This is a genomic window from Mucilaginibacter sp. P2_D11, assembly GCF_056404435.1.
This window is the reverse complement of the sequence record NZ_JBFUEA010000017.1, coordinates 1-18,552: the sequence shown is the minus strand read 5'-3', so window position 1 is coordinate 18,552 and position 18,552 is coordinate 1. Positions and strand designations below refer to the sequence as shown.

Genomic DNA, 18,552 nt, shown 5'->3' with positions numbered 1-18,552 from the left:
CAATAAAACAATATTACGATATTGCCCTCACCAAAGCAAATACCAGCCCGGCCAATAAAGCGGAGATTGGGATAGTAATGATCCAGGCCCATACCAGGTTTATGGTAACGCCCCAGCGTACTGCCGATACCCTTTTGGTAAGGCCCACGCCAATGATAGAGCCTGTGATGGTGTGCGTGGTAGAAACCGGTATGCCGAAGCTTTCGGTAATGAACAGGGTAACCGCGCCGGCACTTTCTGCAGCAACGCCCTCCAGCGGGGTAACTTTAGTAATTTTGGTACCCATGGTTTTAACAATCTTCCAACCGCCACTCATAGTGCCCAGCGCTATGGCGCTATAGCAGCAAATAGGTATCCAGTTTGGCATGGGCGCGCCATGGCTAATTACCTGCGACGATAGCAGCGCCACATAAATAATACCCATTACCTTTTGCGCATCGTTACCACCGTGGGCAAAACTTAGGGCAGCGGATGAAATCAACTGACCGGTTTTAAACCAGTTCTCGGCTTTTGAGGGTTTTGCGTTGCGGCAAATATTGAGTATGAAAATAGTAATGATGTAGGCAATAATTAGACCGATGAACGGTGCCAGGAATATATAAGCTACAGTGGTTAAAACTACTTTGGTGTTTACCGCCAAAAATGCGTTAGCCCCCATAAACATGGCGTTGGTCATGCCGGCGCCGGCAAAGCCCCCGATAAGTGTATGCGATGAACTGGACGGGATACCAAACCACCAGGTGATGAGGTTCCAGGTGATGGCTGCGCAAAGGCCCGAAAAAACCACCTGCATGGTTATGTATTTGGTAAGCACTGTTTTGGCAACGGTGTTGGCTACTTCGAAGTTGCCGCCGTGGAAACCCCAATACCTTACCGCTATATACGCCAGGAAATTAAAGAAAGCAGCCCAAAGCACCGCCTGGAAAGGCGTAAGCACCTTTGTAGAAACGATGGTGGCTATGGAGTTGGCTGCATCGTGAAAGCCGTTGATGAAATCGAAGATAATCGCAAGGCAAACTACGACAACTAATAAGGTGGTAACCATTTAATGGGTTTTTGTTAGGCGTTTTTAACTAAAATGGATTCCATTACGTTTGCCGCATCCTCGCACATATCAGTAGCGGTTTCTAAAGCGGCCAGTATCTCTTTATATTTTATCAGGCGTATAGCATCTGTTTCGTACAGGAACAAATCGGCAACAGCACGGTCGAAAACGTAATCAGCCTGGTTCTCTACGCTGTTTATGCGTATGCAAGAGTCGGCTATGGCACGTACGTTGCGCAGGTCTTTCAGCTCGCGTACTGCTTTCTCCAGGTCGCCGGCAGCCTGTAGTATCAAATCAGATAACTTGCGTATATGTTCGTTAAAGTCATCAATCTTGTAAAGGGCCATGCGGTTGGCAGCGCCATGTATATAATCGGCAACATCGTCTATTGCGGTAGCAAGCGCGTGTATATCTTCCCTATCAAACGGGGTGATAAAGTTTTTGCCAAGCTCCAGGTATATCTGGTGGGTAAGTTCGTCGCCTTTGTTCTCCAGTTTGTCTATCTGCCTGAACAGTTCTTCCTGCGTGCCGGTGTTGGTGCTGTTCACCGCTTCTACCAAAATAGTTGCCATTGCTACTACATTGCTTGCGGCCTGCTCAAATAACGGGAAGAAAACTTTTTTATCTTTTGGGACGAAGTACTGGAAGATACTGTTGAGTGACATTATTTTATGTATTTGGTGTAAAGGTACGGTTGCAATGTTAAGTTAATGTTAACTTTTTAACACTGGTATATTGGGAAAAGGCAGTATTTGCTTGGTTTTTTGCAGCGTAAAACCAAATGTAGACCCCAGGCCCTCGGTGCTGCGCACGTTGATAGTTTGCTGGTGTGCCTCCATAATGTGCTTCACGATAGCCAGGCCAAGCCCCGAGCCGCCTATCTGCCGCGACCGGCTGGTATCTGTACGAAAAAAACGCTCGAATAGGCGCGGCAGGAACTTTTCTTCTATCCCCATGCCGTCATCGGTAACTTCTACCAACACCTGCTCGTGCAGGGTAAAGATGCTTACTGCGGTTTCGCCGCCCTCTTTGCCGTACTTAAAGGAGTTGTCTATCAGATTTACCAATACCTGTCTTATCTTCTCGCGGTCGGCGTTTACGTAGATGCCGTCGTCGTATTTTTGTTTAAAAGTAAGTTTGATAAGATGCTGCCTCGCTTTCAGTTCCAGCGATTCGAACACCTCTTTAACCAAGTCGTTTATCTTGAATTTAGTGTAATTTATAGGTATCTCGCCCGATTCCAGCTTCGATATCTCGTCCAGATCTTTTATCAGGTAGCTCAACCGGTCTACATTTTTAGAGGCTTTCTCCAAAAACTTGGTGGCCATTTCCTTGTCCTCAAAGTCATCATCCTGCAGAGCTTCAATATAGCCTTGTATGGCAAACAACGGAGTTTTGAATTCGTGCGATATATTCGAGAGGAAATCGCGGCGGAAACGCTCCTGTTTCTTCAGGTCGTCCACCTCTATTTTTTTAAGGCGGGCCCATTCTTTTACCTCTTCCTCCACATCTTTTATCGGGTTAGCGCTTACGTGCTCGCCCAGGGCATCGCGCAAGTCGCGGCCAAGCTTAAGGTTATGGATAAGTTTATAGATGAGTTTTATTTTAGAGTAGATGTATTTCTCTATAAGGTAGTAGAATACGATGTAGCTGCTTATCAGCGTAACCAAAAAGGTTATCATCATATCGTACCATTTATGCTGGAAGTAATAGTTTACCGCCGAAAGGCTAATGGCCACCGCCGCCGAGTTAATTAGGACCAGTACGCGCAAATTCATACAACAAAGTTACGCTTTGTATATGAATGATTTGCCCGCGCCGGCACCGGCTGCAATTAAATTATTGTTAAGTATTAAGCCCGGCTATTTGGCGGTTTCTACCTCAATGGTAATTATGGCCTCATCGGCCAGGGTAAGGGTGCTGCCACCGATGCCAAATTCGCTGCGGTTTATCTTGAAGCTGCCTTTTAAATTGGCACCGGCTGCGGTTGGCAGGTAGCTAAAGGGCACATCTACTTGCTTGGTTTTATCTTTTATGGTGAGATTGAACCTGCCTACATAATTGCTTGCGTTTTTGCGGCTGAAGGATAACGAAGACATGGTTATCTTAGGGTATTTGGCCACATCGAAAAAGTCCTCGTTTTTAATGTGGTCATCGCGCATCTCGTTTTCGGTATTGAGGGTAGTTGCATCGGCAATGGCCTCTATCTTGCTATCGGCCAATTTTGCCGGGTCGAAGGCTACGCTGGCCTGCAGAGTGCCTAGTTTGCCGCCGGTGTAAATACCCAAATTTTTTATTTTGAACGTGATGGAGGACTTGGTAACGTTGTTTTTTACTTGCGCAAACGCGGTAATGCTGGTTATTAAAAGTATAATTGCTAAAAATGCTTTTCTCATCTCTGGGTTCTTTCTATCAGTACAGACTTGTTTTAGGGCCTTTAGTTTAATGCCGCAAAATAAACGTTGCAACAAGCATAATATTTGATGCTGTTGATTTTATCTGCTAAAACTCTACGTGCGCCCTTAACGAGAATACGTGTACCGGTCCTCTATCACTATTGTATGCCGGGTTGGCAATAAACTGGTAATCGGGCGTAAGCCATAGTTTGCCCTGGTAAGCGTTCAGTTTGTAATAAACCTCGGCTACCAACTCAGAAGCGTAATTGAGTTTACCATCACCGATGATAAAGCCGTAACCGCCTGCGGCCAGATAATCGCGGTGGGGTTTGGAGATGCCGTTGCCCACCAAGGCCAGGCCTAGCTCGTCGTCCTTGCGGTTCCAACTGCCACCCTTTAGTACAGCGCCAAGGCTTATCGAGCGGTCGATTTCTGTAAATGCCCATGTTTCGGTTTTACCATCGTTGTAGCTCAGTTTGGCAAATACGCCAAAATTCTTGCTCAGGTACTGGTCGGCACTTATGCCAAAACCCATCTTATGCTTGCCATAAATTAGGTTGGTATCTACCACTGGGGCAAGGGGCTGCTGCGCAAGTGCTAGCCGGTAATTGCCCATTTTGCCGTTGTTGCGGAAACCTAACACCCTAATAGTACCCTTTTGTCCGTTTAGCTGATAGCGTTTCTCGTATTCTAAAGTTTGCGTATTTGCACGGGAGATGCGCTCGTCCCAAATGGCGCCGTTGGCGGATGTGGTAGTCATGGTAAAAGCAAAGCGCAAAGCCCAGGTGGGTTGGCCTAACTCGGCCATGGCGCCCATTACATAACCGCGGGTATTGGCGGGATAATCCCATGCGGCGTTATCCATCAGCGACCAGTTCATGAACTGGGAGCGCGCATCGTGGCTAAACTCATTGCCATCGAAAAAATCGGCCATGCCGAATTTACCCACAGTAAAATTAAGGTAACGCTTGCTGCGTAGGCCGGCCAATTGGTTCACGTCGTCGGCAAGGGTATCTTTATCGTTGCCCCATTCGAAATTTTGCGAGAAGTACAACCTGGCGATATATATCTTGGGTTCGGCTCCGCCCACCCTAAAGGTTTCGCCATTAGGGAAACCGGCTATGCCGAGCGTTTTGCTTAAGCCCGCCCCACCCGACATCTCGGGGTTGAAATAAGCCGACGCGCCTTTCCATAAACGGGCACCGCCGAATAATGTGGTGGTTAAGGATGTTTGGGTTTCTTTGCTTGTCAACAAGCTGTTGTCGCCAGTGTAAGGCGCACTGAATGCAGGCTTAAACTGCGTAATGATAGTTTGCTGAAAATGCAGGTTAAACCGTTGCTGCTTTAGGGTATCCTGCGCCAGCCCGGTTGTTGAAATAAATAACAGGGCGATAAAAAGTAGGGGCTTATTCATAATATATAACAAGGGGATGAGGGTATTAGTTACTGCACTTCGCTGTAAAACTGCTGCAGATAATCCAGCATAAACTGATGCCTTTGGGCGGCCATTTGCTTGCCGGTATCGGTGTTCATTTTATCTTTAAGTAATAGTAGTTTTTCGTAAAAGTGGTTGATGGTAGGCGCCGTTGTATTTTTGTATTCTTCCTTGCTCATGTTAAGGCTGGGCGCAATCTCGGGGTTGTAAATTTCGCGGCCCTTAAAACCGCCGTAGGTAAATGCGCGGGCAATGCCAATGGCACCAATGGCATCCAACCGGTCGGCATCCTGCACTACACCAAGCTCCAGAGAGTAAAAGGTTACCTTATCGAAACTGGATTTGAAGGACATGTGCCTGATGATTTGCTGTACGTGTTCCACAATGGCGGCATCGACTGCGATGTTATGGAGGAAATCACCAGCGGTTTTGGGCCCTATCTCTTCATCGCCGTTGTGGAATTTGCTGTCGGCAATATCATGCAGCAGTGCTGCAAGCTCAACAACCAGGGCATCGCATGTTTCGGTTTGGGCAATGCGTTTGGCATTGGTGTGCACGCGATTGATGTGCCACCAATCATGGCCACCCTCGGCACCCTTAAGGGTCTCCTGCACAAAACGGATGGTTTGGGATATTATATCTGCATGGCTCATATCATCACAATTTGCCGCAAATATATTTATCAGATTTGGTTTCCGTTTAATTTATGAAATTATGCAGCCTCGGCATCCGCCGTTTTGATAAGCTCGAGCAAATCCGTCTCTAATACATCAGAAATCTGGAACAAACGTTCGAGGGTGATTTTTGTGTAGCCAAGCTCTATTTTGCTATAAGCGTTTTGCGAAATACTGAGCTTTGCAGCTAAATATTCCTGGGTATAATTCAATTCTTCTCGTTTGTTGCGGATGTTGGCCGCTACTGCTTTTACTTTAAAATTTAACAAATTCTTCATTGTCTGTTTCAATAGAGGGGGATGCTATAATTCATATACAAACGAGAATAAATTACACGCGGATTTTGTTTGGATTAGTTTTTGGTTAATTTTTTTTTTTGAAAAATGATTGGGTAGGCAGAAAATACAAAAAAAACGGCAAAACCTATGATTTTAAAGCTCAAAAAGGCTCTGTACGATAAAAAGAAAGTAAGATAATTAACCGCAAGAATAAAAAACGCCATGCACGGTAAAACCGGCATGGCGTTTTTTATTCTTTGTAAACGATTCTCTATTTTACCAGCGTACCAATGGGTTCGCCCTGAGCAATCTTCATAAAGTTGCCCGGTTTGTTCATATCGAATACGATGATAGGCAATTTATTTTCCTGGCAAAGGGTAATGGCGGTCATATCCATTACGCTAAGGCCTTTGTCGTACACCTCCTGGAAAGATATTTCATCATAACGGGTTGCACTAGGGTCTTTTTCCGGGTCGGCGGTGTATATACCATCTACGCGGGTACCTTTTAAAACCACATCGGCTTTTATCTCGATGGCACGAAGCGATGCGGCGGTATCTGTAGTAAAATACGGGTTACCTGTGCCTGCGCCAAAGATGACGATTTTGCCGCACTCCAAATGGTGCATGGCACGGCGGCGGATGTAAGGCTCGCAAATCTGCTCCATTTTAATGGCAGATTGCAGGCGGGTATCAACTCCCACGCTTTCCAATGCATTCTGTAGCGCCATGCAGTTTATTACGGTGGCCAGCATGCCCATATAATCGGCCTGGGCGCGTTCCATGCCGCTTTTTTCGGCACTCAGCCCGCGGAAGATGTTGCCACCTCCTACTACTACTGCAATTTCTATACCTTGTTCTTTTACAGCTTTGATGTCTTGCGCGTATTGCAAAACCTGGTTGTTATCAATACCGTATTGTCTTTGCCCCATCAGGGATTCGCCGCTAAGCTTTAGGAGAACTCTTTTGTATTTCATGTAGACGGATGATTTGTCAAAAATAGTTAATTAATGGTATTGTTAAAAGTTTATGTAGTCACTGTTAAAAAATTCCCTTTCAGCACGGTTGCCTGTACTTTAAAGTCATCGCTAAAGACGATCAAATCGGCAAAAAAGCCGGGGGCAACTTGTCCGTTCCTGTCCATTTTGGCCAATTCCGCAGGATATTTCGATGCCATATTTACGGCCTCAGCTAAATCAATGCCTACCTTCTCCACGCAATTTTGCACGGCTTTCAGCATGGTTAAGCTCGAGCCGGAAAGTGTACCATCGGGCATTACGTATTTATCGCCTTCTAAACGATGCTGGTAAGCGCCTTCGGTGGCTGCAGTAACGGCATCGGTTATCAGGAAAAGCTTATCGCCCAATTCGCGTTTGGCCAGGCGTATCATGGGCCAATCTACGTGGTTGCCATCAGCTACTATGCTGGTATAAGGTTTCTCTTCAAAAATAGCGGGGATGTAGCCAGGCTCGCGGTGATGCATCTGCGGCATAGCGTTAAACAGGTGCGTAACCGCCGGGATGGGTTTGTTTAAGAACGCCTTGCCCTGCTCATAAGTGGCATTGCTATGGCCCGATGATATGATGATACCTTGCGCATGCAGGTAATCTATCACTTCCTGGTCTTGCAGTTCGGGCGCAATGGTAATCATCTTAATGGTGCCTTTCGCACTTTCTACCCAGCCTTTTACTTCGGCAAGGGTAGCTTTTTTGATATACTTTTCGGGGTGTGCGCCTTTTTTGGCGGGGTTGAGGTATGGGCCTTCGAGGTGTAAGCCCCAAAAGCATCCGCGTGCCTCCGCACGGTAGACTTTTGCGGCCGCTATGCCTTGCTCTACAATTTCATTGGTATTGGTACCAATGGTGGCAAAAAAGCCGATGGTGCCCTGGTTAAGCAGGTCATCTTCCATTCGCTTTAAAGCAGCCACTTCCGGCGTGCCGGCGAACAGTTTCCCGCCGCTGCCGTAAATCTGCAGATCTATTAAGCCGGGCGCGAGGTACGCGCCTTGCAAATCCTTTCTTGCAGCTTCCTGCGGAATGGCCGAGAGGCCAACCACGTCGATAATGCTATCGCCTGAAATGATGATTGCCTTACCATGGCTGATGGCGCCGTTAGAGATGAGTTTAAGATTATGAAGCGCTGTTATCATATTCGAATAATTTAACAGTTTACGTCATTGCGAGGCACGAAGCACTCTCTAAGCTATGCAGATTTGCTTGTCCTACATAGAGATTGCTTCGTACCTCGCAATGACGCGGGTATCAGAAATCCCTGGGCAAAAAAAATCCCCCTCGTTAAAAACGAGGGGGATAATATATTTAAGCTCCTAAAGCTACCCGCTTAAATGCGGTAACGGTGAGGCCCTTATCAACGCTATCCAGGAACTGGCTTACGTTCTTCGAAGAATCCTTCACGAACTCCTGGTTAAGCAAAGTAGAATCTTTGTAGAATTTGTTCAGCTTGCCTGCAGCGATTTTTTCAACCATTGCTTCTGGCTTGCCTTCTGCGCGGATAACGTCTTTTGCAATCTCAAGCTCACGCTCGATAACTGATGCATCAACACCATCTTTATCTATAGCAACCGGGTTCATGGCAGCAATTTGCATGGCAACATCTTTACCTGCTTCATCAGCGCCTTCAACGTTTTTGCTTAAACCAACCAATACGCCTAAACGGAAGTTACCGTGGATGTAAGCGATAACTTTTTCGCCTTCGATTACTTCGTATTTAGATACGCCGATTTTCTCGCCGATTTTGCCTGTTTTATCGATGATAGCATCACCAATTTTAACAGAAGCATTTTCAACGTCGATGCTTAAAGCGTAAAGCTCTTCGATGTTTTTTGGGTTAGCCTCAACAGCAATGTTAGCAATTTCGTTGGCAAATGCTACGAATTCGGCATTCTTAGCTACGAAATCTGTTTCGCAGTTAAGTTCGATGATAACACCACGTTTAGCATCTGCTGAAGTGCGTGATATAACAACGCCTTCGTTGCTTTCGCGGTCCTGACGACTTGCAGCCACTTTAGCTCCTTTTTTTCTTAAAAAATCAATAGCAGCTTCAAAATCGCCGTTGGTTTCAGTTAAAGCTTTTTTGCAATCCATCATGCCTGCACCGGTTTGCTGGCGCAGTTTGTTTACATCAGATGCAGAGATTTGTACTGTAGACATTGTAGTTGTTTTAATGTTGTAATGTTGAAAGGTTGCAAAGTTGAACATTAAAACGTTCCAACATTACAACCTTTCAACAATTTTATATTATTCTTCTGTTGACTCAGCAGCAGGTGCTTCGGTTTCAGCAGCTTCTGCTGTAACTTCTGCGGTCCTTCTCCTTTTACCGCCTTCGGTAGCTGCAGAACGATCTGTAACTTCCGGTGCGTCAGCCTTTGCTTTAGCAGCAGCAGCTTCTTTTTCAGTCTCGTCTTCTTTATCGCGTTTGCGTTCTTCCAAACCTTCTTCGATAGCTTTGATGATGATACCGGTAATCAAAGAGATTGATTTAGTAGCATCGTCGTTAGCCGGGATAGGGAAATCGATGTTAGAAGGATCTGAGTTTGTATCAACCATCGCGAAAGTCGGGATGTTTAATTTCAAAGCTTCCGAAACAGCGATGTGCTCTTTCTTCACGTCGATAAGGAACAAAGCAGCAGGTAAACGGTTAAGATCCGATATACCACCAAGCAAAGTTTCTAACTTGATACGCTCGCGCTGTATCATCAATCTTTCTTTTTTAGAAAGGTTGCTGTAAGTACCGTCTTTAGTCAATTTATCGATGTTAGACATCTTTTTGATCGACTTGCGTACGGTAGCAAAGTTGGTTAACATACCACCCAACCAACGCTCGGTGATGTAGGGCATGTTTACCAGTTTCGCTTGCTCGGCTACGATATCCTTAGCTTGTTTCTTGGTAGCTACGAATAATACCTTGCGGCCCGATTTTACGATTTGTTTTATAGCTGCAGCAGCTTCTTCAACCTTAGATAAGGTTTTGTTTAGATCGATAATGTGGATACCGTTGCGCTCCATAAAAATGTACTGTGACATTTTCGGGTCCCATTTGCGGGTAAGGTGGCCAAAGTGTACACCTGCATCCAGTAAATCCTGATATGTTGTTCTTGCCATTGTTGTTGTCCTCCTAAAATTTTAGCGTTTACTGAATTGGAATCTCTTACGTGCTTTCCTGCGACCTGGTTTCTTACGCTCAACCATACGGTCATCACGTGTCATTAAACCTTTAGCGCGCAGTGCCGGTTTTTTCTCCGGATCCAGTTCAACAATAGCTTTCGCAATAGCTAAACGAACGGCTTCTGCCTGTCCTTTTACACCACCACCTGCTACGTTTACTTTTACATCGAATTTACCAGCCGAGCCAGAAACTTCTGTGCTTTGCATAACGATGTATTGTAAAGGTAAGGTAGGGAAGTACTCTTTGTAATCTTTACCGTTTACGGTAATTGCGCCTGCACCATCAGTTAAATAGATGCGGGCAACTGCTGTTTTTCTTCTGCCTGAAGTGTTAGTTGTTGGCATTTTTCTTTTCTCCTGTTAATTAAATGGTTTTTGGATTTTGAGCTGCATGAGGATGCTCTGCGCCTGCATAAACGTGCAGGTTACCGTAAATAGCACGGCCTAAACGATTTTTAGGCAACATACCGCGTACGGCTTTTTCAATCACACGCTCAGGATGTTTTGCCATTAACTCTTTTGGAGAAATGAAACGCTGACCACCTGGATAACCAGTGTAAGAAACATAAGTTTTATCGCTAAACTTGTTTCCGGTCAGTTTAATCTTGTCTGCATTAATAACGATAACGTTATCTCCGCAGTCTACGTGTGGGGTGAAACCTGGCTTGTGCTTACCTCTGATCATCATAGCGATCTTAGTACACAAGCGCCCCAAAATCTCATTGTTTGCATCAACAACAACCCATTCTTTGCTAACGGTTTTCTTGTTGGCTGAGACAGTTTTGTAACTTAACGTATTCACTTGCTTTAAATTAAATTTATTAAACGTATTCTATACCCCGTAATTACGGGACTGCAAAGATACGCGTATTTGTTAAATTTACAAATGGTATTTACTTTTTGCAGCGCCTTGATTTTAAATGAGGTAGATGGCGTGGCGAAGAGGCTGGTTTAGGGGTTTCGGAGCGGCAGAAAGTAGCAGTAGCCGGAAGGAAAGTAGCAGTGGCAGCAGGAAGTGGCGGCAGGGGGAAAGTGGCAGTGGCAGTGACGGTAGCAGGAGTCTGCAACTGCTACTTTATACCGCCATTTCTTACACCAACTCCTCGCAACTAAAACCCGCTACCCTAAGGATATGCTTGATGGTTTGTGGTTCGATACGGGTGCTTACGATGCGGAGCACACGGTCGCAATCTTCCAGATCAAAGGTGTAGCGTTTGATATCTGAGAGCGCGCTTAGCAATGGTTGTAATCGGTTTGCCTGCCTTGGCGTTGCTACGCTTGTTTTAAATATCAGCACATCCATAGGTTGGTGTTTTTGTGGGTGATGTTGCAAAAGCCCTACCGAACCTGTTCCTGCACCCCACGTGGTAAGCAATGTGCGTGCCTGTCGCCGGCACGCTATGGGGTGCCGAAACAAGTTCGGCAGGGCAATTAATTATTTCTCTTCTTCCTTAAAGTCCGCTTCGGGTTTTTCTTCCCTGAAGGCGTCCCAGCCGCCGCGGCGGTGTTCGCCCCTACGGCCCCAGCCGCAACGGTCTTTCCATTGCGACTTGAATTTCTCGCGGTCTTCGGGGCTCATGTTACGGAAGCGTTCTTCCATCATTTGTTTGCGGCGCATCCATGGCGCACCGCCTCCACCTTTGCCGCCAAAGCCGAAGAGTATCTTGCTCAGCACGAATATCCCCATGGCTTGCCAATAAGTAATGGTGCCAACATGCAATATATCGGGCAGCAGGTGGTTCCAAAGCTGCATTACTACGTAACTTATCAGGGCTAATATGGCTGCTATCCCAAAAGGTATCAGGAATAGCTTTGCTTTATGTTTTGTGTACATTTCTTTATTTTTTTTAAATCAATAATCATTCATTTCATCATACAACTGCTTCAGGCGTTTGCGCAGGTGCAGTACCGCGTAGCGCTTACGCGATACCAGGGTGTTGGTGTTTTCGCCGGTGCGTTTGGCAATCTCCTCGAAGGGGATGTCCTCCAATTCGTGCCAGGTGAACACCCGTCGCTGCTGTTCGGGCAGTTCGTCAAGCGCTATGAAGAGCTGCTCCCAAAACAGGTTGCGTATGTATTCGGTTTCGGGCGTGCGGGCCTCGGCGAGGAGTATTTCGCTGAAGTTGGGCGCATCGTCATCTTCACCGGCATCGTTGCCTGTCATGTCATCAAGCAGGGTTTCGGTGTGTTTTTTATGCTTGTCGAGTATCTTGTTGCGCGCAACACGGTACAGCCAGGCACTGGTTTGCTCAATGGGTTCCGAATTCAGTACGTTGCTGAACTGGTACCAAACATCCTGCAGGATGTCTTCGGCATCGGCATCGCTCTTCACCCGCTTGCGGATAAACCCCAACAGGCTTTTACCATACGCCTTGATGGTGTGTATGATATGGCTTTCTTTATCCTGGGGCATTACTACGCTTTGCAATTGTATGAGTGTTTAAAGATAAAGACGACCAGCCTTTTAAAACATTTTAAATAAAATAAAAGATTTTTTAACCACAGAGGACGCGGAGGAGGCACAGAGAGGCACGGAGAGATTGATACCTTCGCTTTTAAACTTGCAAGGCTCTGTGAAACTCTGCGACTTCTCTGTGCACTCTGTGGTTCAATCACCCTTATTACAGCCCGTCATCCGCCCGTAAAAAGCAAACTGCCCAACGCCAAAGCAAACTTTTGAACTACCTTGCGCGTTCTAAAACTATGGCCGATAAAAAAACATTGATACTTGGCGCAACGCCCGATGCCAGCCGCTACGCTTACCTTGCGGCTAACCGACTGGTGAGCCGCGGGCATAGCATTGTGAACGTGGGCATCAAAACCGGCGAGGTTGCCGGCGTACCTATCGAAAAGCCCGAGACCATCCATACCGATATAGATACCATTACCCTATACGTTGGCCCGCAGAACCAGCCGCCACTGTACGATTATATCCTCCGCACCAAACCCAAGCGCATCATCTTTAACCCCGGCACCGAGAACGCCGACCTCCGCCGCATGGCCGAAGAACAAGGCATAGAAACCGACTACGCCTGCACGCTGGTGCTGCTGAGTATTGGGCAATATTGAGCTGTAGTTTTTCCAGGTTTTGTTTTATAGAAATTTGGGGAAACACCGAAAAATCATGCCCGACCAGGCTGCCCTTGCATCCTCATTTTCCCTTCGTTTTTTTGCTAAAATTTATCAAAACACCGATAAAAATGGGTGTTTTTCGGTGTTTTTCTTTGCTTTTGGGGACTTATGGACCTTTTGAGGCTATTTTGCAAAAAGTGCCTAATTTGCACGGAAAGGGCGTTTTTAAGCAAAACGGGCCATACGCTGCTCCAAAAAAATTTCCAGGTTTTTCCAGGTTTTGCGCCAATTTTAGCTATGGATTTCCAGGAATTTCCAGCCTGTTTTTTGGGAGGGAAAGGCTGCTGAATACGATGTGCAAGCCCGCATGCGTCGGTAATTGGCGCCCTTGCTAAACAAAGCCGGAAACTGTAAGTTTATCTACCATGGCCGATGTACACTCCAAAGAAACCCGAAGCTACAATATGTCGCGCATACGCGGGAAGGATACCAAGCCGGAGATGGTGGTGAGGAGGTTTTTGATTGATATATTTGTTTTATGGCAACCTACTACCTAACAACTGACCAACCCACTACCTGCCCAATTTGCGGAGCGAGGGTTGAAGAGCTATCCAGCTTCTTGCATACTCTTCTACAACTAACAATTAATGAGTGTTTAAATTACAATTGTAAGCACATCTTTTTTGAGGTGGAAGATCAATTTTGGGAATGGACATTATAAAGCTTAAGACAAAAATTAATTGTCTTCCCAAAGCATCATACTTGTGTTCCTAAACCAAACTAAATCATTATTGTGCTTGGATACAAGATAAAATACAATTTCCTCCATAACTTTTAATAAATAGATAGACATTAGTTTAAAAGTGTCATTATCCATATTATTATAGGTTAGGTGGAATTCAGTGCTCTTGTTGTGAACTATTGAATTTCTAACATTGTATATAAGCTGTGATAAAAAAGCTTTCAAACCACCTTCTTTAATGTCAACGAATTTAATAGTTATGATGAATTTTTTTAAAACATTTTCAATTTCCAATTCTCCCCCCGGATAAAAACTTAAGAGAGATTGCCATTGTGAAAAAAAACGAGTTTTGAAAGTAACACCAGTAGCATGTTCAAGGGCCAGAAATTTTAATATGAATTTCTCCAATGCTTCAATTTCAAAATTTGAAATTTCCTTATTCATTCGTTTAAAGTCTCTTATAGAAAATATAGCGCCAGATTTTTCCAACTCTAATTTTACTAAAGAAGATTTATACATAAAGTCTTCTATTACATGGTATAACCGCAGGTACTTATCTAAAATATCTTTAGTCGAATTATATTCACTTATGATATAGATTGTTTCGGAAAATTGTTGATACTTATTTTCAACTTTAATTTCACTTCGCCAGTTATTAATAGGTTTGTCTAAAAAATGTAGCGCTTTATGAAAAGGATGCCCATCGGAAACATAATGGAGTAAAATTGCTGCTGTAATTCTTTTCGGATAAACGCTATTGCCGGCTTTAATTAAAGCATACTTTGTCATTGTAAGTGCTGTCGCCCTATTTATTTTCGATAAAAGGATGAATAGTAATTTTACATCTATTGAGACATGATGAGAGAGGTATGCGTCTAAGTCTTTAATTACTCGTACGTTCAATACAAAAAGCGATTGACTATAATCAGTTAAGTTAGTATAATGATAAAAATCGATGTCGTAATCTAATAAGTCATTAACAGGGATTAATTCGAACTCTGTTGTGATTATGGGGGTAGGGCTAGTCAGATCAACGATTTGGTTAGATATTGCTTTAGACACCGCTATATACAACCGTATTTCATCTTTAAACTTTACAATATATGTGCTGAAATTTTCCTCAAAATCATCTAACAAATTTGCTAAGGCATCGTAATTGGCGTATAGTTCCTGAGTATCCTTTGCAGTTGTTATCTCCTCGATTAAAGAGTCCAATAGGTCAAACAGACCTGCAAATTCGGTTTCTTTAATTGAATCACCTATAGACACTGAGAACGTTTCTGCCTGGGTATCAGTGGAAATTTCCGATAGAAACTCCAAAAGCGCATCATAAGCTATGTTTAATTGGAGCATATCAATTGTTAAAATAAAAATTCCAATTAATTAATGTAGGGTTGGGAGAGGATAGTAAATGCTTTGTCGCATTAAAAACTGCGTTTTTATTTACTGTCCCAATGTTTATTTTACCAAGATCCAAGTTGTTTCGAGCCGTTTCGAAACCAGACAAGTTTAACAATCCAATATTTCGTATAAAAGTCGCCTTTACTCTCAAAAAACCTATTAAAAGATCCTTCTCCAGGTCTGATTTTAATTTTGCGCCGAATGCGCCATAAATGCCAGTTAAAGCGATTTCTCGGCCAATCCATTTTACGGCGGCATCGTTACTATTTGTATTGCTGTCAATTATTGCCGTTTCAATTTCGATTAAAGAACCAACATAATTTTCAAGAAATTCGAAACTGAAGTATTGGCTATCCTCTTCCGATTTGAAATCTGAATCCTGGAGTTTTTGAATTAGAGCTGAATTTGTAGTTACGGGAATTCCTTCTTTAAAAGAAATTAAAGCAGAAATCAAGTGTGAAAAATGAAATTCTCCTTTCTTTCTATTTTTACTAAACTGAGTTGATGCTATTTGTTTTTCACGTATTATTCGGAAAGAGCCTCTGTCAACTTCCTTCAGCAGAGGCAATATGTTACTAAAGATAATTTCAAGCTGATGCTTTATTTTCACAGGTTTGTGGCCGGCGTTTAAAATGAGCATCTTGTCCACCTCTTCTTTGGGGGTTAAATTAATCCATATTTCAAACCACTGATAGTTCTTTTTGTAGCAATCGATCAATGCTTGGTTAGGATCATCCAAATGACTAAATCGCTCTTGATACAATTCAATGATAACCGACAGAACTCTTGTAGATGACTCAATAAATGAAAGGGCTTTTGAATACTTTCTGGAAAGCGCGAATTTTGTAAAGCCTAAAAGTCCGGGCGTATCATGAAACTCTTGGATGAAAAATGAAATTGTTTTCCAAATTACATTTAACCTGTAGGTTCTTTGCAGCCCGTCAAGTATTTTGAAATTAGGTATTTCAAGAATGTTATCTATTATATTAGTGCCATTTGCTATTAGTACAATTGGAGGAATATGTTTTTTTAACAAGACAGTCTCAACTAAATTATCAAGATAAACGTTTGAAACTATTTCCCTCTGAACATCGTAATCCTTGTAGTCATCAGGGATATTTTCTACGTATTCGAACAACGACATTCTAGCCAAATAGCATGTAGAATTCCCATCTTGGCGAGTACCTAAAACTTCTGCATTCATATGTAACTGAAATGTTTAAATGTATAAGTTTTTATTATACAAATGGTATCGCAAATTATGATTTAAGAATCTTATGTTGCCTAAGTAATTAATGAACTAACTTCCTATATTTCAGAAATTTTTCACCCATGAAACCCGGCCAAACCCTCTGGACAAAAGAGCAGCTTATCCTCGCCATTAACCTGTACAGTAAAATACGGTTCGGGCAGATGCATGCTAATAACGCCGAGGTTAAGGATTTGGCCGCGATTATCGATAGGAGTCCATCGGCGATTGCCCGCAAGCTGGGCAATTTCGCCAGTTTCGATCCTAAGCTACAGGCGCGGGGTATCAGAGGTTTGGAGAATGCCAGCAAACTGGACAGACAGGTTTGGCAAGAATACATGCATAATTGGGACCAGCAATTTATAGAAAGCGAAGCCCTGCTTGCCCAGAAGAAGAACACCACCATCGAGGCCTTAAATCCTATCGAGGAGGAAGAATTCGAGCAAAGGGAAGGCAGGGAGGTTGTCCGTTCGGTGTTGGTAAGGCTCAATCAAACGGCTTTCCGCAAGATGGTATTGAGCAATTTCGATAACCAGTGCTGCATTACCGGCATCGACCAAACATCGCTTTTGGTAGCCAGCCATATTTTGCCGTGGAGCAAAGACGAAGGTAACCGCCTCAACCCCAAGAATGGTTTGGCTTTAAATTGCTTGCACGATAAGGCTTTCGACAGGGGCCTGCTAACCATCACCGAAGATTTCAAAATCAAAGTATCATCCGTCTTTCATAAAAGCAGCAACATCCCAAGCATACAGGAAAACTTCATCGCTTACGATGGCATGCCTTTGCTGTCTCCTAAAAAGTTCTCGATTGATGTGGAGTTCTTGAAAGTACATAACAGCACTTTTAAAGTTTAGAAGTTCACTCATATCCGATTGCCTACCCCACCTCATCCGGCTAAATTAGCCGCATGCCCAATATCAAATTCAACTACCGCTACCGCGATGCCGGCAACTATAAAAACCACGGCTGGGTTATCTTCAGCAATCCGGACAACGTGGAATCACGGGATTTGGAAACCCTCATCCAATCCAAACTCATCGACGAGACTTATTTCTACGTTGACGAATGGCTGCTACCCGACCTCCACTTCCCCACATGGAATAACCAGCTAGACCACACCTGGCACGAGTTCGAATCCATCGAACACACCTCCGAAGCGCCGAATACAGCATTAACTTTGGCGGAATTTATAGCAGCTATTGAAAAGGTGAAACCATTTACCTGGTAATTCCTTATTTTAGCATCAATCAATCCCGGCTCATCATGAAAAAGATACTTTGCATCATCACCTTACTAATAACCATAAGCACCATTGCCTTTTCGCAAAAAATACAGCACCCCAAACAAGCCATGACGGATGCGCAGGCAAAAGCCATCCTCGCCAGCATGCAGCAAAAAGGCAGCGACGCCGAAAAGGTGGAAGCGCTAAAGGCGGGGGTAAAGGATAAGGGCATCACGGTGGAGCAACTAACTACGCTGCTTAACCAGTTCGGGACAGATGAAAGCAAACTCATCTGCGCTAAGTTTGCCTTCGCCTACACGGTAAACTATAAAAAGTACGACAAAATACAAGACCTTTTTGGCGACGAGGCCAGCAAAAACGAGTTGGAGGATTTCGTAAAAAGCCATAGGTAGTTTGATCATTTTCGTGATGCCACGAAAATGATCAAACTATATAAGCGTCATGTTGGACTTGTTTCAACACCCCATCATAAAAGTTGCCACAATGCTTATCCGCTTTGCATGCCGGATACCTGCCGTGTGGGGTGCCGAAATAAATTCGGCATGACGGCGAGGGAAAATCAAAAAAGAAAACACGTCATGTTGATTACTATGACATATGCAAATGTTTTTGCCATGAGACTTTGTTTTTCATGAAGATTTCCTGGTTAAACAGGGTGTCCGAATGAATAAGTTTGAATACAATCTTTAGCAAAACGTTTTTTATCCGGTTCAATATAGAAAGGTGTTCAATATTATTATTGATCATTCCTTGATAGTAACTGTAAAAGAGTTGCCCAGGCCTGGTGCACACACTGACTATGCCTTGGTTGAGGTCCACTTTTAAAGGGAC

23 protein-coding genes are annotated in these 18,552 nt (G+C 44.0%); 5 read left to right on the top strand and 18 right to left on the bottom strand.

The features are described from left to right. Positions 1-13: 13 nt before the first annotated feature. The 16 genes from AC1DXC_RS22745 to AC1DXC_RS22670 form a co-directional block, all read right to left on the bottom strand. Complete coding sequence (locus tag AC1DXC_RS22745) at positions 14-1,045, bottom strand: inorganic phosphate transporter (protein WP_477461469.1); 1,032 nt, start codon at positions 1,043-1,045, stop codon at positions 14-16. 14 nt (positions 1,046-1,059) lie between these two features. Then, complete coding sequence (locus AC1DXC_RS22740; RefSeq protein ID WP_477461468.1) at positions 1,060-1,710, bottom strand: DUF47 domain-containing protein; 651 nt, start codon at positions 1,708-1,710, stop codon at positions 1,060-1,062. 48 nt (positions 1,711-1,758) lie between these two features. Continuing rightward, a complete protein-coding gene (locus AC1DXC_RS22735) occupies positions 1,759-2,823 on the bottom strand; it encodes a sensor histidine kinase (RefSeq protein WP_477461467.1) in 1,065 nt (354 codons plus the stop codon). A gap of 84 nt (positions 2,824-2,907) precedes the next feature. Beyond that, positions 2,908-3,441 (bottom strand): YceI family protein, encoded by a 534-nt coding sequence (locus AC1DXC_RS22730; protein ID WP_477461466.1) that lies wholly within the window; start codon positions 3,439-3,441, stop codon positions 2,908-2,910. A gap of 106 nt (positions 3,442-3,547) precedes the next feature. After that, positions 3,548-4,855, bottom strand: a complete 1,308-nt coding sequence (locus AC1DXC_RS22725; RefSeq protein WP_477461465.1) for a carbohydrate porin — start codon at positions 4,853-4,855, stop codon at positions 3,548-3,550. A gap of 29 nt (positions 4,856-4,884) precedes the next feature. After that, the gene (locus tag AC1DXC_RS22720; protein ID WP_477461464.1) at positions 4,885-5,529 is read right to left on the bottom strand and encodes an HD domain-containing protein; all 645 of its coding nucleotides are present in this window, start codon (positions 5,527-5,529) and stop codon (positions 4,885-4,887) included. Positions 5,530-5,588: 59 nt separating this feature from the next. After that, positions 5,589-5,828, bottom strand: a complete 240-nt coding sequence (locus AC1DXC_RS22715; RefSeq protein WP_477461463.1) for a helix-turn-helix domain-containing protein — start codon at positions 5,826-5,828, stop codon at positions 5,589-5,591. A gap of 271 nt (positions 5,829-6,099) precedes the next feature. Beyond that, a complete protein-coding gene (pyrH, locus tag AC1DXC_RS22710) occupies positions 6,100-6,804 on the bottom strand; it encodes a UMP kinase (protein WP_477461462.1) in 705 nt (234 codons plus the stop codon). Positions 6,805-6,854: 50 nt separating this feature from the next. Next, entirely contained in the window at positions 6,855-7,976 is a 1,122-nt protein-coding gene (nagA, locus tag AC1DXC_RS22705) for an N-acetylglucosamine-6-phosphate deacetylase (protein ID WP_477461461.1), read from the bottom strand. 169 nt (positions 7,977-8,145) lie between these two features. Beyond that, positions 8,146-8,997: a translation elongation factor Ts gene (tsf, locus tag AC1DXC_RS22700; protein ID WP_477461460.1), complete on the bottom strand. Its 852-nt coding sequence runs from the start codon at positions 8,995-8,997 to the stop codon at positions 8,146-8,148. An 87-nt stretch (positions 8,998-9,084) separates the two neighbouring features. Continuing rightward, a complete protein-coding gene (gene rpsB, locus AC1DXC_RS22695) occupies positions 9,085-9,948 on the bottom strand; it encodes a 30S ribosomal protein S2 (protein ID WP_477461459.1) in 864 nt (287 codons plus the stop codon). 21 nt (positions 9,949-9,969) lie between these two features. After that, on the bottom strand, positions 9,970-10,356 hold the full coding sequence (rpsI, locus tag AC1DXC_RS22690; protein ID WP_133236290.1) for a 30S ribosomal protein S9: 387 nt from the start codon (positions 10,354-10,356) through the stop codon (positions 9,970-9,972). A gap of 19 nt (positions 10,357-10,375) precedes the next feature. Next, the gene (rplM, locus tag AC1DXC_RS22685; protein WP_133236292.1) at positions 10,376-10,813 is read right to left on the bottom strand and encodes a 50S ribosomal protein L13; all 438 of its coding nucleotides are present in this window, start codon (positions 10,811-10,813) and stop codon (positions 10,376-10,378) included. Positions 10,814-11,101: 288 nt separating this feature from the next. After that, positions 11,102-11,314: a hypothetical protein gene (locus AC1DXC_RS22680; RefSeq protein WP_477461458.1), complete on the bottom strand. Its 213-nt coding sequence runs from the start codon at positions 11,312-11,314 to the stop codon at positions 11,102-11,104. Positions 11,315-11,446: 132 nt separating this feature from the next. Further along, complete coding sequence (locus AC1DXC_RS22675) at positions 11,447-11,845, bottom strand: hypothetical protein (RefSeq protein WP_477461457.1); 399 nt, start codon at positions 11,843-11,845, stop codon at positions 11,447-11,449. Positions 11,846-11,863: 18 nt separating this feature from the next. Beyond that, a complete protein-coding gene (locus AC1DXC_RS22670) occupies positions 11,864-12,439 on the bottom strand; it encodes an RNA polymerase sigma factor (protein WP_477461456.1) in 576 nt (191 codons plus the stop codon). A 275-nt stretch (positions 12,440-12,714) separates the two neighbouring features. Here AC1DXC_RS22670 and AC1DXC_RS22665 point away from each other — a divergent pair, with 275 nt between their 5' ends. Both AC1DXC_RS22665 and AC1DXC_RS22660 read left to right on the top strand, forming a co-directional pair. Continuing rightward, positions 12,715-13,080: a CoA-binding protein gene (locus tag AC1DXC_RS22665; RefSeq protein WP_477461455.1), complete on the top strand. Its 366-nt coding sequence runs from the start codon at positions 12,715-12,717 to the stop codon at positions 13,078-13,080. Positions 13,081-13,508: 428 nt separating this feature from the next. Then, positions 13,509-13,640 carry a hypothetical protein gene (locus AC1DXC_RS22660; RefSeq protein ID WP_477461454.1) on the top strand — a complete coding sequence of 44 codons (132 nt, stop codon included), beginning with the start codon at positions 13,509-13,511 and terminating at the stop codon, positions 13,638-13,640. A 179-nt stretch (positions 13,641-13,819) separates the two neighbouring features. Here the strand turns inward: AC1DXC_RS22660 and AC1DXC_RS22655 are convergent, their stop codons facing one another. Together AC1DXC_RS22655 and AC1DXC_RS22650 are read right to left on the bottom strand one after the other, a co-directional pair. Further along, a complete protein-coding gene (locus AC1DXC_RS22655; protein WP_477461453.1) occupies positions 13,820-15,178 on the bottom strand; it encodes a hypothetical protein in 1,359 nt (452 codons plus the stop codon). A 1-nt stretch (position 15,179) separates the two neighbouring features. Then, positions 15,180-16,430, bottom strand: a complete 1,251-nt coding sequence (locus AC1DXC_RS22650; protein ID WP_477461451.1) for a hypothetical protein — start codon at positions 16,428-16,430, stop codon at positions 15,180-15,182. A 128-nt stretch (positions 16,431-16,558) separates the two neighbouring features. On the opposite strand from AC1DXC_RS22650, the gene AC1DXC_RS22645 reads away from it, so the two are divergent. Genes AC1DXC_RS22645 through AC1DXC_RS22635 form a run of 3 tightly spaced genes read left to right on the top strand, consistent with a single transcriptional unit; the run spans position 16,559 to position 18,113 of the window. Further along, positions 16,559-17,332 carry an HNH endonuclease gene (locus tag AC1DXC_RS22645; protein WP_477461450.1) on the top strand — a complete coding sequence of 258 codons (774 nt, stop codon included), beginning with the start codon at positions 16,559-16,561 and terminating at the stop codon, positions 17,330-17,332. A gap of 53 nt (positions 17,333-17,385) precedes the next feature. Further along, complete coding sequence (locus tag AC1DXC_RS22640) at positions 17,386-17,706, top strand: hypothetical protein (RefSeq protein WP_477461449.1); 321 nt, start codon at positions 17,386-17,388, stop codon at positions 17,704-17,706. 35 nt (positions 17,707-17,741) lie between these two features. Beyond that, a complete protein-coding gene (locus AC1DXC_RS22635; protein WP_477461448.1) occupies positions 17,742-18,113 on the top strand; it encodes a DUF4476 domain-containing protein in 372 nt (123 codons plus the stop codon). Positions 18,114-18,552 lie beyond the last annotated feature (439 nt).